Annotated in this window: 13 protein-coding genes and 1 pseudogene; 8 read left to right on the forward strand and 6 right to left on the reverse strand. The window is 68.6% G+C overall.

The window, feature by feature from the left end; all coding sequences use genetic code 11:
* Positions 1-22: 22 nt before the first annotated feature.
* Positions 23-3,553, reverse strand: a complete 3,531-nt coding sequence (locus tag SM447_RS20500) for a phosphatidylinositol-specific phospholipase C domain-containing protein (protein WP_474574449.1) — start codon at positions 3,551-3,553, stop codon at positions 23-25.
* A 264-nt stretch (positions 3,554-3,817) separates the two neighbouring features.
* Between SM447_RS20500 and SM447_RS20505 the strand changes: the two genes are divergently transcribed.
* Both SM447_RS20505 and SM447_RS20510 read left to right on the forward strand, forming a co-directional pair.
* Positions 3,818-6,169, forward strand: a complete 2,352-nt coding sequence (locus tag SM447_RS20505; RefSeq protein ID WP_474574450.1) for an ATP-binding protein — start codon at positions 3,818-3,820, stop codon at positions 6,167-6,169.
* 40 nt (positions 6,170-6,209) lie between these two features.
* Positions 6,210-6,472, forward strand: a pseudogene (locus SM447_RS20510) (dihydrofolate reductase family protein); the annotation flags it as partial.
* A gap of 63 nt (positions 6,473-6,535) precedes the next feature.
* Here the strand turns inward: SM447_RS20510 and SM447_RS20515 are convergent.
* On the reverse strand, positions 6,536-7,141 hold the full coding sequence (locus SM447_RS20515; RefSeq protein ID WP_474574451.1) for a LysE family translocator: 606 nt from the start codon (positions 7,139-7,141) through the stop codon (positions 6,536-6,538).
* 121 nt (positions 7,142-7,262) lie between these two features.
* A complete protein-coding gene (locus SM447_RS20520; protein WP_474574452.1) occupies positions 7,263-7,724 on the reverse strand; it encodes a hypothetical protein in 462 nt (153 codons plus the stop codon).
* 209 nt (positions 7,725-7,933) lie between these two features.
* Between SM447_RS20520 and SM447_RS20525 the strand changes: the two genes are divergently transcribed.
* The gene (locus SM447_RS20525) at positions 7,934-8,371 is read left to right on the forward strand and encodes a VOC family protein (RefSeq protein WP_474574453.1); all 438 of its coding nucleotides are present in this window, start codon (positions 7,934-7,936) and stop codon (positions 8,369-8,371) included.
* Positions 8,372-8,631: 260 nt separating this feature from the next.
* Here SM447_RS20525 and SM447_RS20530 read toward each other — a convergent pair whose 3' ends face one another.
* Positions 8,632-9,600, reverse strand: coding sequence for a glycoside hydrolase family 6 protein (locus SM447_RS20530; protein ID WP_474574454.1), 969 nt, complete (start codon positions 9,598-9,600; stop codon positions 8,632-8,634).
* A 274-nt stretch (positions 9,601-9,874) separates the two neighbouring features.
* Here SM447_RS20530 and SM447_RS20535 point away from each other — a divergent pair, with 274 nt between their 5' ends.
* On the forward strand, positions 9,875-10,888 hold the full coding sequence (locus SM447_RS20535) for a LacI family DNA-binding transcriptional regulator (protein ID WP_474574455.1): 1,014 nt from the start codon (positions 9,875-9,877) through the stop codon (positions 10,886-10,888).
* Between the two features lie 142 nt (positions 10,889-11,030).
* On the opposite strand, the gene SM447_RS20540 is transcribed toward SM447_RS20535, so the two are convergent.
* Positions 11,031-11,654, reverse strand: a complete 624-nt coding sequence (locus SM447_RS20540) for a DinB family protein (protein WP_474574456.1) — start codon at positions 11,652-11,654, stop codon at positions 11,031-11,033.
* A 259-nt stretch (positions 11,655-11,913) separates the two neighbouring features.
* On the opposite strand from SM447_RS20540, the gene SM447_RS20545 reads away from it, so the two are divergent.
* From SM447_RS20545 to SM447_RS20560, 4 genes are all read left to right on the forward strand, one after another.
* Positions 11,914-12,270, forward strand: a complete 357-nt coding sequence (locus SM447_RS20545) for a DoxX family protein (protein ID WP_474574457.1) — start codon at positions 11,914-11,916, stop codon at positions 12,268-12,270.
* Positions 12,267-13,790, forward strand: coding sequence for a bifunctional 3-(3-hydroxy-phenyl)propionate/3-hydroxycinnamic acid hydroxylase MhpA (gene mhpA, locus SM447_RS20550; RefSeq protein ID WP_474574458.1), 1,524 nt, complete (start codon positions 12,267-12,269; stop codon positions 13,788-13,790). The genes SM447_RS20545 and mhpA overlap by 4 nt, the downstream gene beginning before the upstream one ends.
* Positions 13,791-13,951: 161 nt before the next feature.
* Positions 13,952-14,074 carry a hypothetical protein gene (locus tag SM447_RS20555; protein WP_474574459.1) on the forward strand — a complete coding sequence of 41 codons (123 nt, stop codon included), beginning with the start codon at positions 13,952-13,954 and terminating at the stop codon, positions 14,072-14,074.
* Positions 14,075-14,147: 73 nt separating this feature from the next.
* A complete protein-coding gene (locus tag SM447_RS20560; protein WP_474574460.1) occupies positions 14,148-14,429 on the forward strand; it encodes a hypothetical protein in 282 nt (93 codons plus the stop codon).
* A gap of 70 nt (positions 14,430-14,499) precedes the next feature.
* On the opposite strand, the gene SM447_RS20565 is transcribed toward SM447_RS20560, so the two are convergent.
* On the reverse strand, positions 14,500-14,889 hold the full coding sequence (locus SM447_RS20565) for a bleomycin resistance protein (protein WP_474574461.1): 390 nt from the start codon (positions 14,887-14,889) through the stop codon (positions 14,500-14,502).
* Positions 14,890-15,081: the final 192 nt, after the last annotated feature.

Consider the following 15,081-nt stretch of genomic DNA (forward strand, 5'->3'; position numbering starts at 1 on the left):
GCAGCTGCCAAGGTGGCTGGGATCAGGCCGCCGGCCCCACGTACTTCCAGGGCTCGTGGTCGGCGTCGGCTCCGGTGCCAGGCGGGTTGCCCTGGGTCCACCACTTGGCCTGCCAGACCTTGCCGTTGTACTTGACGGTCACCGCCTCGACCGACTGGGTCGTCGGGTTGTAGACGGTGTTCGCGTTCCAGGCCGGCGCCGAGCAGCCGCCCGCCGCCGGGGTCGCTTTCGTGGCGCCCCGGTTGTGGTCCGCGAGGGGCGCATAGTTGGTGCCGCCGACCCTGACGACGGTGTTCACCGGACCGGTGGCTGGCAGGTAGTAGATGATGGGTAGGTCGAGGCTCTTTCCTGCCGGGATGATCTGGCAGTAGTCCAGGGTGGTGCTCACCCGATGGAAGTAGCCCTTCAGGCCGGTGCCGGCGTTCGCGCCGGTGTGCCCGGCCGTCACCTTCCACTGGCCGCCCTGCTCACCGGTCTGCCAGTTCCCGTCCTTGATCAGGGCGGGGGTCGAGGTGGGCAGGTCGAACGAGATGGTGGTGTCCTTGCCGCCACCGATGGTCACGCCGGTGTTGTTGGTCAGCCGCACCACGGGCGTCACCGGCCACAGTTTGGTCGCGTCGCCCGGGTAGTTCACCAGGTCCACCGACACGTCGATGGCCGAGGTGGGTGGCCTGGCGGAGCTGTTCTGGCTACGGCTGTTGCCGTAGTCGCCGGCGCCGTTGAGCTTGTCGTGCAGCCGGTTGGTGAGGGTGTAACCCATCTGGCACGGCGTGGCGGCGGTCACCCTGGTCGAGCATTCGTAGTCCCCGGACAGCTCCCACATCATCACGCCGCCGGCTCCGCTGTTCTTGACATAGTCGGCGATCTCGTCGATGGCCTGCGTGTCCGCCGTCGACAGGAAGGTCTTCTTGTCCGCGTTCCACAGCCAGGAGGTGCGGGTCGTGGCGTCCCAGTGTCGCGTGTACCGGCCGGTCAGCCGGTCCGTCGGGTCGGTGTCCGGCTTCAGACCGACGTTCTGGGCGTAGTTGGGCAGGATGTTGGCCTCCAGGTTCTTGGCGTGCCACATCGGGTTGGTTCCCGAGCCGAGTTCCTGTCGACCGTTGGCGGTCAGGTCGTGCCAGATGTTGTCGATGCCGACCGCGCCGTCGCCGCACGGCCGCTTGATGCCGGTGCCGGGTTCGCAACCGGTCTTGCTGGCGGTCCCCCACAGCCCGTTGGTGCCGCCGGACACGTTCTTCCAGCCCCGGGTGTAGTACGGCACCCCGATGTTGATCCGGCCCGCCGCCAGCGCGCCGCGCAGATAGTGGAAGGCCCAGTCGGTGTTGAAGTAGCCGATCTTCTGGTACTCCGGCGTGTTGTACAGCTCGGCCAGCTCCGGGTCCTTGCCGTCGTCGTACAGGGTGGCGTTCGGGCCAACCACGTCGTTCCAGGTGCCGTGGTAGTCGTACGCCATCAGGTTCGTGAAGTCCTGGTAGCGCAGGTTCTTCTGGTTCTCCATGCCGCGCACCAGGTAGCCGGACGCGGATGACGCCGAGGTGAGCAGGTAGTAGCGGTTGTCGGCGCGGGCGGCGGAGTCGAGCCGCTCGCGCAGGGTCTTCATCAACGCGGTGTACGCCGTCGACAGTCCAGCTCGGCGCGGCTTCGCGACGCCCCAGTCGGCCGGGTTGCCGGTCTCGTCCAGCGTCGTCGGATACTCGAAGTCGATGTCCACCCCGTCGAATCCGTACGTGCGCAGGAAGTCCACCACGGAGGTGGCGAACGTGTTGATGCCGGCCTGGTTGGTCGTACCGTCCGCGTTGGTGGTCATGGTGTAGAAGCCGCCGCTGCCGGCCCAGCCGCCCACCGAGATCAGCGTCTTCACCCGCGGGTGCAGCCGCTTGTACGTGGTGAGCTGGTTGAAGTGCCCCCGGTAGGGCAGGCTCTCGTCCATCTGGGCACCCCGCACACCGGGCCAGGTCATCCCGGTGGCCGGGTTGGCGGGCCCGCTCGGACCGATCGAGATCCGGTTGTTCTCCACGGTGGCGAAGGCGTAGTTGATGTGCGTCACCTTCGACCAGGGGATGTTCTTGACCAGGTAGTACGGCGTGCCGTCGGCCCCGGTGCGGGCACCGTTGAAGTAGGCAACCACTCGCCGTGACCGGCCGTTGCCCAGCCACTCCCGCCCGTTGCCGTCGTAGATCCGGCAGTACGGCGCTGCGGCGCTCGCGGTCGGGATCATCCCGTCGGGGCGGCACGCGGCATGGTCGCTGGGCGGATTCGGCCGAGCCCCGCCGTCGTCGCCGCCGAGGTGGACCTCCATCGGGTCGCCTACGCCGCCGTTGACCAACCCGCTTCCGGTGGGGTTCCGCTTGAGGATCTCGTCGATGAGCCCACCGCCGGGGAAGTCCATCATCAGCACGCCGGTGCGGGCCATCGACGGCCGCCCGCCGAACTTGTCCTCCCGGCCGGGATAGAACTCCGGACACCTGCCGTTGGTGTTGCGCAGGCACTGGTAGAGGAACTCGTTGACGCCGGTCGCCGTCGGGGTGCCACCGGCCACCGTGTACGGGTGCGCCCCGCTGCCGGTGCCGCTGGTGTAGTTGATGTACAGCGCGTCCGGCTTGTGCCCGTACTCCCGCTCCCCGGCCCGGGTGAGGTCCCACACCCCGTTGGTACGCCGCAGGTGCGCCCGGACGGTCTCCCACTTGTCGTTGATGTCGCTGATGTTCTTGACCTCGTACCGGTCCTGGACGTACTCCTCGTTGGACCCACCGGCGGGATAGGGCTGGCTCAGCCCGTAGCCGCTGTAGATGCCCCCGCGGTGCCCCCGGAAGCCGAGCAGCACGATCTTTCCACGGACCTCGCCGAGGGTCGGCACATCCGCCTGTGAGGTGCCGGTCACCGACTTGTCCCAGAACAGGTTCCGCCACGCCTTGGCCGGCCTGGTCGCGTCGCCGACGCCCGTGTAGAAGGCCCCATCCAGGTAGGAGCGGAAAACCTTCTTGTGCCACTCCTGGGTGCCGAACCCGTCGGCGTCGTAACAGTCCGTCGGACCGTTGCCCACGCACTCCGCCTTCAAATGCAGCAGGACGGTCTCCCGGGGGTTCTCCGCCAGGAACGCCTCGATCTTGGTGAGGACGTCGGTGAAGTTGGCCCACTGGTAGTAGACGCCGTGGTGGACGGTGAACGTCAGCCCTTCGCTGCCCTGGTCCACCCGCACCCGGATGTCGATGGCCCGGACGCCGGCGTTGAACTGGGTGGTGAGGGTCCGTGCGCTGTAGCCGTGATGCTCCTGGGTCTGCGTGATGCTCGTGCTCAGCAGGTCGCAGTCGGAGCCGTCCCGGGGCGGCGAGTAGCCGCACAACGCGATGCTGTCATGCGTGCCCGGGATGGAGAGATCAGCCAGGCTGGCGTTGTCCGGCACCCCGCCCATCCAGGTCTTGTTGGCCGGCGACGCCTCGGTGATGCTGTGGTAGGAGCTGCTCGCCTGGGCCGCTCCGGGCGTGCCGACCACGACGGCGGCGGTCGCCAGCATCGACATCACCAGCGGCACCGCGAGTCTTCGTACGCGCATTGCGTCCCCTAAAGAAACATCGGTGGAATCGGCAGCGGAATCGCTGCGCCGCCAGCATCGCGGTGGGGTCGCCGGCCGCGCCAGGAAGAACTGCCGGCAGGAAGCGGTACGGGTGCCGGTGTACCGGCAGTACTGCCGGTGATGATTGTCTCCTTTGTGGCCGGATCGTATGATCCGTACGGCTGCGGCTGACACCATCGACGTACACGCATACCCTTCGGGCCGGTCGGCCGGCCCGGACACGACCGGACGGTGGGGGCACCGGTGGGCACGCAGCCAGCTGGCGCAGACAGTCAGCCCGGCTTCGGTCGGCTGCTGCGACGGCACCGCCGCATCGGCGGCCTCACCCAGGAAGAGCTGGCCGATCTGTCGGGGTTGAGCGTGCGGGCGATCCGCGACCTGGAGCAGGGCCGCGTCCGCGTCCCGCAACGGCGTACCGTGACCATGCTGGCGGACGTGTTCGGGCTGACCGCTGAACTCCGGGCTGGCTTCCTGGCCGCCGCTCGCACCGGCCGCGCACCGGTCGAAGGCTCGCAGCGGCACCGCGACCAGCGCTGCGGCACCCGACCGGACCGCTCCGGTCCCGCTGGGCGCTCCCGCTACCCGGCGCAGCTTCCCGGGGCGGTCTCCGACCTCACCGGACGCGACCGCGAGCTGGCCCTCCTCCGCGCCCACGCGGGTACGGCCGTCGCTGGCGATCTTCCCGCCAGTGTCGTGGTGTCGGTGCATGGCCCGCCCGGCATCGGCAAGACCAGCCTGGTGGTGTCCGCCGGCACCGGCGTGCGGGAACTTTTTCCCGGCGGGCAGCTCTTCATCGACCTGCATGGCACCGACCCCGATCCGCTGGACAGCAGTGAGGTCGTCGAGCGGTTCCTCCGGGCGTTGGGTGTGTCCGACGCCGGCATCCCGGCTTCGCTCCCCGAACGCTCGGCGCTGCTTCGTACGCTCACCAGCCGGGTACGACTGCTGATGGTGCTGGACAACGCGGCCGACGAGGAACAGGTACGCCCGCTGCTTCCGGCCGGCTCGCACTGTCTGGTGCTGGTCACCAGCCGACGCCCGCTGCTCGGCCTGGAGTGCGTCGACCGCATCGGCCTGGACGTGCTGCCCGCCTCCGCCGGGCACCGGCTGCTCGGCACGATCGTCGGTCGCCGCGTCGCTGCGGAGCCGGCCGAGGCCCGCGAACTGGTCGACCTGTGCGGCGCGCTGCCCCTGGCGCTTCGGATCGCCGGAAACCGGCTCGCCACCCGCCCGCACTGGCCCGTCCGGCACCTGGTGGAGCGGCTGCGCGACGAACACCAACGGCTGACCGCGCTGACCGCCGGGGACCTCGGCGTCCGCGCCGCCATCGACGTGTCGTACCGACAACTGGACCGGGCAGCCGCGCAGGTGTTCCGGCACGCGGCGCTGATTCCCGGTCACGACTTCGGAGTGGACCTGGCGGCCGTCGTGGCCGGGCACGATTCCGCCACCACCTCGGCGGCGCTGGAAACCCTGGTGGATGCCGGTTTGCTCGGCTCGATCGGGATCCGCTACCGGTTCCACGACCTGGTACGTCTCTACGCCAGGGAACGACTCAACCAGGAGCCCCCGCCGGTGCGGCGCGCCGCCGAAGATCGGATCCTGTCCTGGCTGTTGGCCCGAACGACGGAATCTGGACGGTTGTTGGACACCGAGGCAGCCGATCCGACCAGCACGCCTGAGCAGCGGACGCAGGCGCGGGCCTGGCTCGACGACGAAGCGGAGAACTGGCTGGCCGCCCTGCGGGACGGCCTGCGGCTCGGCCGACATGCGGAAGTTGTCGCCGCCACCCGGGCCCTGCACTGGTACTCCGACGCGGCCACCCACCGCCACCCCTGGGTCGAGGTGTTCGGCCTCGGCGTCGCCGCCGCCCAGGCCGCCGACCAGCCCTCCGACGAGGTCGCGCTGCGCAACTTCACCGGATGGGCGCTCTACCTCTGCGCCGAGCGCTACGACGACGCTCGGGCCATGTTTCGGCAGGCCAGGGCGCAGGCCGAACAGCTCGGCGACGACCGGGAGCAGGCGTGGGCGATGGCCTATCTGGCCGCTATCGCGCTGCGGACCAGCGAACCCGACAAGGCCGTCGCACTGAGCCGACGCGCGGCGGCCATTTTCAGCGAGCTGGGCTTCGCCATCGGCACCGAGTCGTCACTCGGGGTGCTCGGTGCAGCTCTGTCGGCGCTGGGCCGGTGCGCTGAGGCATTGGAGATCCACCGTACGGCGTTGCGGTCATACCAGCAGCGCCGGGCGACAGGCGCCGCCAGCACTGAGGTGGGCGAGGCGATGACCACGATGTCGATCGCGCAGGACCTCGCCGGGTTGGGCCGGCTGGCCGACGCCGAGGCGACCATGGCGGCCGCACAGGCACAGTTCCGGAACTGCGACATGCCGTACGGCGAGGGCATGGCCGCGTACCGGCGAGGGCTGCTGCTGCGCAACATCGGCGACGACGACGCCGCGGCCGCGTGCCTGCAACACGGTGCCGATGTCTTCGCCGAGATCGGGGCGGTCTCCTGGGAGCTGCGGGCACGCGAGGCGCTGACCATGCCGGAGGACACCGGGGCCGGGACGAGCGCGGCCAACAACTCCGGCTGAGCGCGAGTTGGGCGCGTGTACCTCGGACTCGCTGACCGACATCCCCGGCGATCTACGCGAGGGCGTGCAGAAGCTCAAGGACGCGACACCGGCCGGGGTCCTCCTCGAAGCGGCAAGCTCGCGACCGAACTCGACCGACTGGACCTGATCGACGAGTACAAACTGCTCGTCCACCCCAGGATCGCCGGCCACGGCCCCATGCTGTACCAGGGCGGGCTACCCGGCACGCGGCGGCTCGAGCTGCTCTCGGCGGACCCGCTGCGCAACGGCGTGGTGGCCATGCACTACCGCCGGGCGCGCTGAATCACAGGAGCCCATCGCCATAGTAACGAGCACCATTGGCCACGCCGTTGTCCCGAAGGAACGTCAGCGGGCGGTGTTCATCGCCAGCCTCGCGCCCAGTGCGATCAGAGCCGCGCCGGAGACGGCGTCGATCGTGCGGCGCACGCGGGGGCGTGACAGGATTCGCCGTAGCAGCGAGACCAACTGCGCCACCGCCGCGAACCAGGCCAACGTGATCGCCACGGTCATTATGGACAGCAGTAGAACGTCCAGCGAATCCGGCCGTGTCGGCAGAAACTGTGGCAGCAACGCCACGAAGAACACCGCAGCCTTCGGGTTGAGCACGTTGCACAGCAGCCCGTCCCGGAAGGCTGAGCCGCGGCGCATGTGCGGTGCGTCCACGTCGGCGGTGTGGCGCCACGCCTGGATGCCCAGGTAGACAAGGTACGCCGCGCCAACGATCCGGACAGTGGTCAGCACCGCCGGGACTGCCGAGATCAGGGCGATCAGCCCCACCGCCGCGGCCACGGCCCAGAGGAACACACCGGCTGCCACCCCGGCAGCTGCGGCGGTGCCGGACTTCCGGCCACCGGCTACCGTCTGCCGAACCACGACAACGAAATCCGGACCCGGCGACATGGCACCGAGAGCCACCACACCAGCGAAGGTCACCATCTGAAACCATGTCATGACGGCATGCTAAAAGGACGTGACGCATCGACGGCAGGTAGTTCTGGCGACCCGACTTCCGACATCGCGGCGCACGCTGACGTCCGGCTCGATCTGGGCCTCCACACCTGAGATCGCGGTGTCAGTTGTCGTAGGCGTGACCGGGTGATTGAGTAGCGGGGACCGTGGGCGGGCACTGGATCGTGGTCGGAGTGATCTCGCGCGGCCCGGTGGCCTCCCGGCTGATCACGAAACGCACGCAGATGTTGTAGTGGACGTCCTGCCCGCTCAACCAGCCGTCAGAGGCCGCGCCCGTCATCACGACCTCGACCGTGGCCAGTAGACCCACCCCGTGCTCGTCGGAGTCGTGGACCACGGAGGTGAGCTGCGTGCCACCTGTCTGGAGGACCAGCCGGTTGAGTACTGATTCGTTGCTCTTCCAGCCCTCCAAGTTGTGCGAGTCGGTGGCCCACGGCTCGGTCTCGTGGGCGATCTGCCTCGCCTGCTGCAGCACCTGCTCACGGGCCCGGTCGGAGGCGGACGCGCAACCAGCCGATGACAGCACCACGAGGCAGGCCAGCAACCCACACGCGACTGTCACCATGCCTCGATCCGAGACGAAGGTCCGTCGGGTGGCATCGGTATCTCGTGGCATGGCCTCACGTCTGGGCTAGGGGGTGAGCCGTCGGCTTCCGGTCACGCTGAGTGTGGCTACCGACGAGAGTGGTGCAAGGGATGTCGAGAACGGCCTGACGGCTCCGTCTCAGGAGCGAGCTCGGCGACCGTCGCCGTACGAGACCAAGGAGACCCGGCATGATCCAGCGGATGGACAACGTCCTCATCGTTGTCGACGATCTTGATGCTGTTATTTCGTTCTTCGTCGAGCTTGGCATGGAGTTGGAGGGCAAGGGGCCTATCGAGGGACGTTGGGTGGAGCGTGTCATCGGAGTCGACGACGTCCGGCAGGACGTCGCAATGCTGCGTACCCCGGACGGTCACGGCCGAATCGAGCTGGCGAGGTTCCACACGCCGCCGGCGATCAGCGCCGAGCCGAAGGACGCGCCGGCGAACACGCTGGGCATTCGTCGCATCATGTTCGCCGTCGACGACATCGAGAACGTCGTTACCCGGCTGCGCGCCCACGGCGCCGAGCTCGTCGGCGAGCTGGCGCAGTACGAGGACAGGTACCGGCTCTGCTATGTCCGAGGGCCCGAGGGCATCCTCGTCGGACTGGCCGAACAGCTCCGCTGAAACGACCGCGGTGCCTCATCTCTTCAGGGCGCGGTACGAGGCACTCATCGAAGTCCTCGACCGTGGCCGCGTCACCGAGTTGCTGGACCCGCGCCGGCCCTCGTACGCCTGACAGCTCGACCGGACGCGCTGATCAAGGTCACATGCGCGCTTCTGCCGCAGCGCACCCGTCACGGGGGCAGTCGGATCCCGGTGTCTGCGGACACCAGGGCATGGAGAGCATCGGGTGCGCGCGACACCGATGCTCTCCATGCGCTGCGCTAGTAACCGTAGATCATCTTGTAGGCCACCTCGGGCAGGAACTGCCCGGCGCTGGATCCGCCGCCGACGCCGCAGTTGCCGTCGGACTCACCCGGCGTCTTGAGCCACAGCAGCATTTCCGCGCCGCCGCCCAGCCGGCTGGGCGTGCCGATCCTGCGGCCGCCGGGGTTGCACCACTGGCCGTTGGAGCCGTTACCGTTGCGGCTGGTGTCAATCACGTATGGCTTATTGTGCCCGAACCGCTGCAGCGCGGACGCGACCTGATTGCCGTAGTTGGTGTTCTCGCCGGTGGTGAAGTAATTCGAGACGTTCAGTGCGAAGCCGCGTGCGTTGCCCACGCCGGCCATGTTGAGTCGCTGCGCCATCGTCTGGGCGTCGACCCAGCGGGGGTTGCCGGCGTCGATGTAGGCCCAGGTGTTGGGCGCCTTGGACCGGAATTGGCCGACGGCGCGGGAGAGCATACCCACTCGGTCGTTGATCTGCGCCTGGCTCATGCAGTTGAAGTCGCCCAAAGAGTCCGGTTCGAGCACCACTACGGCGGGACGGCTGCCGATGGCGGAGGCGAAGGAGGCGATCCATGAGTCGTAGGCGGCCACGCTGCCGGCACCACCGCCGGAGTGGCCGCCGCACGCGTCCCGGCCGGGAAGGTTGTAGGCCACCAGCAGCGGAAGCTTGTCAACGGCGTCCGCTGCCCCCACATAGCTCCTGACCGCGCTCCCGATGTCGCCGCTCCAGTTGCCGAACCATCTGGCCATCGGTTTCTGCGCGATCTCGGTGCGGATGGCGGCAGCGCGTCCGTCGCCCGGGTTTGCGGCCGCCCACCTCGCCGGACTCGAGTTGGGGTCGACGTAGAAACCGCTGGTCTGGCTGACCGGATCCGCGTGCGCAGCCGATGCCCCGAGCAGGATCGCGGGCACCGCCAACGCCAGGGCGGCGGCAAGCCCCCAGGGGCGGCTGAATCGTTTCATGAGCAGGTCTCCTTCGAGGGAAACTGGAAGCGCTTCCAGCGATGTTCATCCATGCTTTTGGTTCCGATCGTCGGAAAATATCGGGCACATGTCAAGGGGAGCCAGCCGAACGACAAGATCGAATCCAGGGATTCCTGGGACCGCTTCCAGCCGGTGAGCGACGGTAAGCCACCTCGACGCCGTCGATGCCGGCCGATACGATCGGTCAGCGACAACGGCGCCGGCCGGTGGTAGCGGCTGCCCCGACGTCGGGCAGGAAGGATTCGGCATCGCGATGGCAGCGCAGCGGCCTCGGCGGCAACCAACCCTCGACGAGGTGGCCGAGCGCGCCGGTGTGTCACGTTCCGCCGCGTCCCGGGTCATCAACAAGGCGCCGCATGTCAGCCGCGCCACGCGCGATGCCGTGGAGCGTGCCATCAAGGAGATGGGCTATCTACCCAACCGCACCGCCCGTGCCCTGGCCACCCAGCAGACGGGGATCGTCGCGCTCGCGGTCTCCCATGACGATCCCGAGTTGTTCGCCGACCCGTTCTTTGCGCAGGTCATCGTCGGCGTGTCCGCAGCGCTCGAGGAGACCGACCTCCACCTGCTGCTGTGCCTTGCCAGCTCCGGCCGGGGCCGGTCCCGGCTGACCAACCTCCTGCGCACGCGCGGCGTCGACGGCATCATGCTGATGGCGCTGCACGGCGACGATCCGCTGACTCACATCGTGCGTCGGGCCGGCCTTCCCGCGGTGTACGGCGGCCGGCCCTTGAATTTCGAGCCAGAGTGGTACGTCGACTCAGACAACGTCGGCGGCGCGCGACTTGCCACCGAATATCTCATCGGCCTCGGCCGCACCCGGATCGTCACCATCACCGGCCCCATGTCCACCGACGTCGGCCGGGCTCGCCACCGCGGCTACCACGAAGCGATGATCATGGCTGGGCTGACCCCGTACGCGACGGCAGAGGGCGACTTCACCGAGACCGGCGGCGCCGCAGCGATGAAATCACTGCTTGACAGCCACCCCGACCTCGACGCCATCTTCGCCGCCAGCGACGACACGGCGGCCGGTGCCCTACGCGTCCTCGTCGACGCAGGCCGGTCCGTGCCAGCCGACGTGGCAGTGGTGGGCTTCGACGACCTCGGCACAGCCGAACGAACCGATCCGCCGCTGACCACCGTTCACCAGTCGGTCCAAGCCCTGGGCAAAGAAATGACCCGGATGCTCGTCGAACTCATCGCGGGGCGCGAACCCTCGTCCATCATCCTGCCCACGAAGTTGGTGCAACGCGCTTCGGCATGATGACGACGCGGGCGATACCGGCGTCGATCAGCTCCCGGCAGCAGGCGTGGGTGACGCTGACGTGGTTGCAGTCGAGGGTGACGATGGCGGTGCCGCCTCGTGCGGCATGTCGATCAGCCAGGGCCGCCGGTGATCGGGCTGATCACGGCGTAGTCTCGACTGCGCCGTGTGGGGCAGATAGGCCGGCATGGCCCGCGCCGCCGGCCGCTTCCTGCGCAGCCCGCTCGATCTTCGCGCGGTGTGTCGCCCGGGCCGCCGTGTCGATCTCCTCCTCGTATTCAGCCCTCAGCCCGGTCCGGCCGTCGAGCTGCTCACGCAGGATGTCAGCGTGGCCGGCATGCCGGGTGGTCTCCTGAAGGACGTGGATCATGATGTTGAGCAGCTTCACGTCAGGGTGTGACCACCATGGCACGTGGCCAGGCGCGTCGATGGGAAGCTCGTTGATCGTCGCGTCCGCATGCTTCCAGGCACGCTGGTAGAAGTCGATGATCTGTTCGCGGGTCTCATCTGGGCTCACCCACAGGTCACTGCCGTCCGCGTCCTGCCATCGCCCCAGCGGCTCCGGGGATGGGCGACCGAGGACCTCACCGAAATACCAGGCCTCCAAGGTCGCCATATGCTTCACCAGGCCCAGGAGGTTGGTCCCTGTCGCCGTCAGGGGACGCCGGATGTCGTACTCGGACAGGCCATCGAGCTTCCAGACCAGCGCCTCACGGATCACCTTCAACCGGCCGTGCAGGAAGTCCTTCGCGAAGTCATCGATCATGGCGAGGAGCTTGCCACGCGGTAACAACAGGAGCAGCTCTGGAGCTCAACTTCCTCGCCGGACGGGCCCTCCGCAGGGACGCCGCCCGGGCGGAACTCCGTGCCGCGCTCGAGCGGACCCCTGGAGTGCTGGGTATCGATGCCACGATCGAGGGCAGCTCCATCGTGGCCACTGTGAACATTCATCCCACTGCCCAGGAGGACGCCGTCAAGGACATCCTGGGTCGATATGCCATTGAATGGCGATTGGTGGTTGTGTCATGACGCTCGCCTCGATCATCCTTGCGGTGCTGCTCGTGCTGATCTTCTCCGCCCTGGGCACGGCCAAGATCCTGGCCCTGCAACCGATGCGGGCGCTGGCCGCGGAGGCCGGCTTCTCCGTCGCGGCCTACCGCCGCATCGGCATGCTCGAGGTCGCCGCGGTGATCGGGCTGCTCGTCGGCCTGGTTCAGCCGCTGATCGGTATCCTCGCCGGTGCCGGTCTGCTGCTTCTGCTCGGTGGCGCCCTCGTCGTACACCTGCGCAAGGGAGACGGCCCGCAGAAGTACGCCCCGGCCGTCGTCTGCGGAATCCTGGTCGCGGCCTACCTCGTACTTCAGGTGCTGACGACACGATGAGCGAAGTTCCGGTCGCAATCGTCGGCGCGGGACCCACCGGGCTGACCGCCGCGACGCTGCTCGCCCAATACGGCGTGGAGTGCCTGATTCTCGACCGGTGGGACTCGGTCTATCCCCTGCCCCGCGCCGTCGCCCTCGACGACGAGGTCCACCGCATCCTGGCGCGTCTCGGACTCCGGGACGAGTTCGCCGCCATCTCCAGGCCACACCGGGGCCTACGGCTCGTCGACCGAAGCATGCGGGTGCTGGCCGAGTTTTCGCGTGACGTCGGGCCAGGCCGGCACGGCTACCCCCAGGGAAGCATGTTCGACCAGCCGGAGCTGGAGGCGATCCTCCGCCAGAATCTCCAGAAGCACAGCAGCGTCACCCTGCACGGCGGCACCGAGGTCACCGCGCTGAGCCAGGACGCCACCGGCGTACGGCTCGACGTCGCCGACCCGGCCACCGGCGAGCACCGGGTCATCCGCGCGGCGTATGTCCTGGGCTGCGACGGCGCCAACAGCCTGACCAGGGCGTCGATCGGCGCCAGCATGCAGGACCTGGGATTCACACAACGCTGGCTCGTCGTCGACGTCGTCACCGAGGCCGACCTCCACCAGTGGGAAGGGGTACACCAGCTTTGCGATCCGGCCCGCGCCGGCACGTACATGCGCGTCGGCAAGAACCGCTACCGCTGGGAGTTCCGACTGGCGTCCGGTGAGACCGCCGACGACTTCCGCGACCTGACCCGGCTGCATCCGTTGATCGCGCCGTGGACGGGAAAGGTCCCTGCCGGGGAGCTGGAGGTCGTCCGTGCGGCTGAATACACCTTCCGCGCACAGGTCGCCGACCGGTGGCGCGACCGACGGGTGTTCCTGCTCGGCGACGCCGCCCACCTCACCCCACCGTTCATCGGCCAGGGCATGGGCGCCGGACTACGCGATGCGATGAACCTCGCCTGGAAACTCACCGGCGTCCTCGACGGAAACCTGCCCGAGAACGTCCTCGACACCTACCAGATCGAACGCAAGCACCACGCCCGCGCCATGATCAGACTGGCGAAGATCATCGGTGCTGCGATGACGGCCGGCGGCAGGGTCGGGGACGTCATCCGCCGCGCGGTGGCGCCACGGCTGCACCTCGTACCGGGCCTCAGGGAACTGGCCACCGACAGCCAGACACCCCCGCTGTGCCGGTCCGACCTGGTGGAGCGGCCGCGCCTGCGCCGCACCCTCGCGGGTCGACTGTGCCCGAACGCCATCCTCGACGGCGACCGCCGATTCGACGACGTGGCCGCCGGCCGGTTCGTCATCGTCACGTCCACCGAGCCCTCCGCCACGCAGCGAGCAGACATCGAACGGCGCGGAGCAGTCCTCCTCGCCGCCCCACCGGGCAGCGAACTACAGCGATGGCTCAGAAGCGGCGGTGCCCACGCAGCAATTGTCCGCCCCGACGGGAGTGTCCTCGGTGCCTCCCGTCAGCTGCCGGTGCTCTGCACCCTCCTGCCTGGCGTGAACAGGAATATCCCCACGACGTCTTGAAGCTTCTCACTCTTCGAGCGTTGGAGTCGGCGCCAGCAGACGATGGTGCAGGCGAGGGTGGGGGGAAGGCTTCGTGGATGTCGTGGCGCGAACTGATCCATATACGACCAATGCCGCTCCCCCATCCGGCTCCGCAGCGGCGTCGAACCGGGGCGATCACGGTGGTAGCAGAACGGCAGGCCGCTGACACGTTCGCTGAGGTGGAGATCGCCGAGTTTGTCGACTCGTACGCTCCGAACGCCCGCGAGGCCCTGAGCCGGCGCTGCGCCCGCCCGCCGGTGTAGGTGCCGTCGATAGCTGCCAATTCGACAACACGCCTCCGGCGCGCAACCGGCCGTCACCGCTGGTCCGAGCTGCGTGCTCACGGAGGATCCGGATCTGATCGCCGACGGGCTGGGACGCTACGACCGGCTGCCGCTGCTGCATGCCGCAGCGGACGACGCTGATGTCGGTCTGATCGAGTGCGCTGTCGCGGGCGGGGCGGAGCCGGGGATCAGGGACCGGATGGCCGGCCGCGACATCGCCTCGGCCGCGCCGGACAGCGCGGTGACGATGCCGAGCGCGGCGAGCGGCGACCGGTCCAGGGTCAGCAGCGCCGGCGCGATGATCGCGCCGGTGGCACCGGCGAGCCGACTCTGATTGTCGTGCGTGGACGGGTGATCAGAAACGTGCCGGCGTCGACCCTGCTGAAAGGCGGCGGACAGCGCGCTCAGTCGACGATGCGGGAGCCAAACTTGATCATGTTGTTGTCCGGGTCGATGTGGACGGCCTCTCGGATGCCGTACTCCATGTCCCGGGGCGGGCCGGTCCGGCCGTCGATGCCCGGCTGGTGCCATTCCGCCGCCAGCGCGGCGGCGTCATCGACGTAGAGGTAGACGCAGGCTGCTCCGCTTGCCGGATCGTGGTCCGGGGTGTGCGCCAGGTGCAGCTGAACGCCGTCGCGCACCGCGAACGCGTACTCCGCGCCGTCGGCGTACGGCGTCACCTCGAAGCCGAGCCGTTCATAGTGTACGACTGCCTTTCGCAGGTCGGCGACGGGAAAGATGGGTGCGAATCCGAGCAGCGCGGGCCGGTCCACGGGTGCGGGCTCGATGGTCATGCGGCAACCTTGCCACATGCGACGACCCTCGCGGCGACGCCGAAGCGGCCACTGACGAGCGGAACAGTTGACGGCCAGTCCGCAAGTGCGTCCTGTTGCCGGTCGACCGGTCGAGCGCCGCGACCGTGGTCAGCTTCGCCACGTCGATCTCGCAAGGGCAGACGCTGCTGCTGCAGGTCGTGGTGGTCGCGG

This window comes from Micromonospora aridisoli, assembly GCF_056150025.1.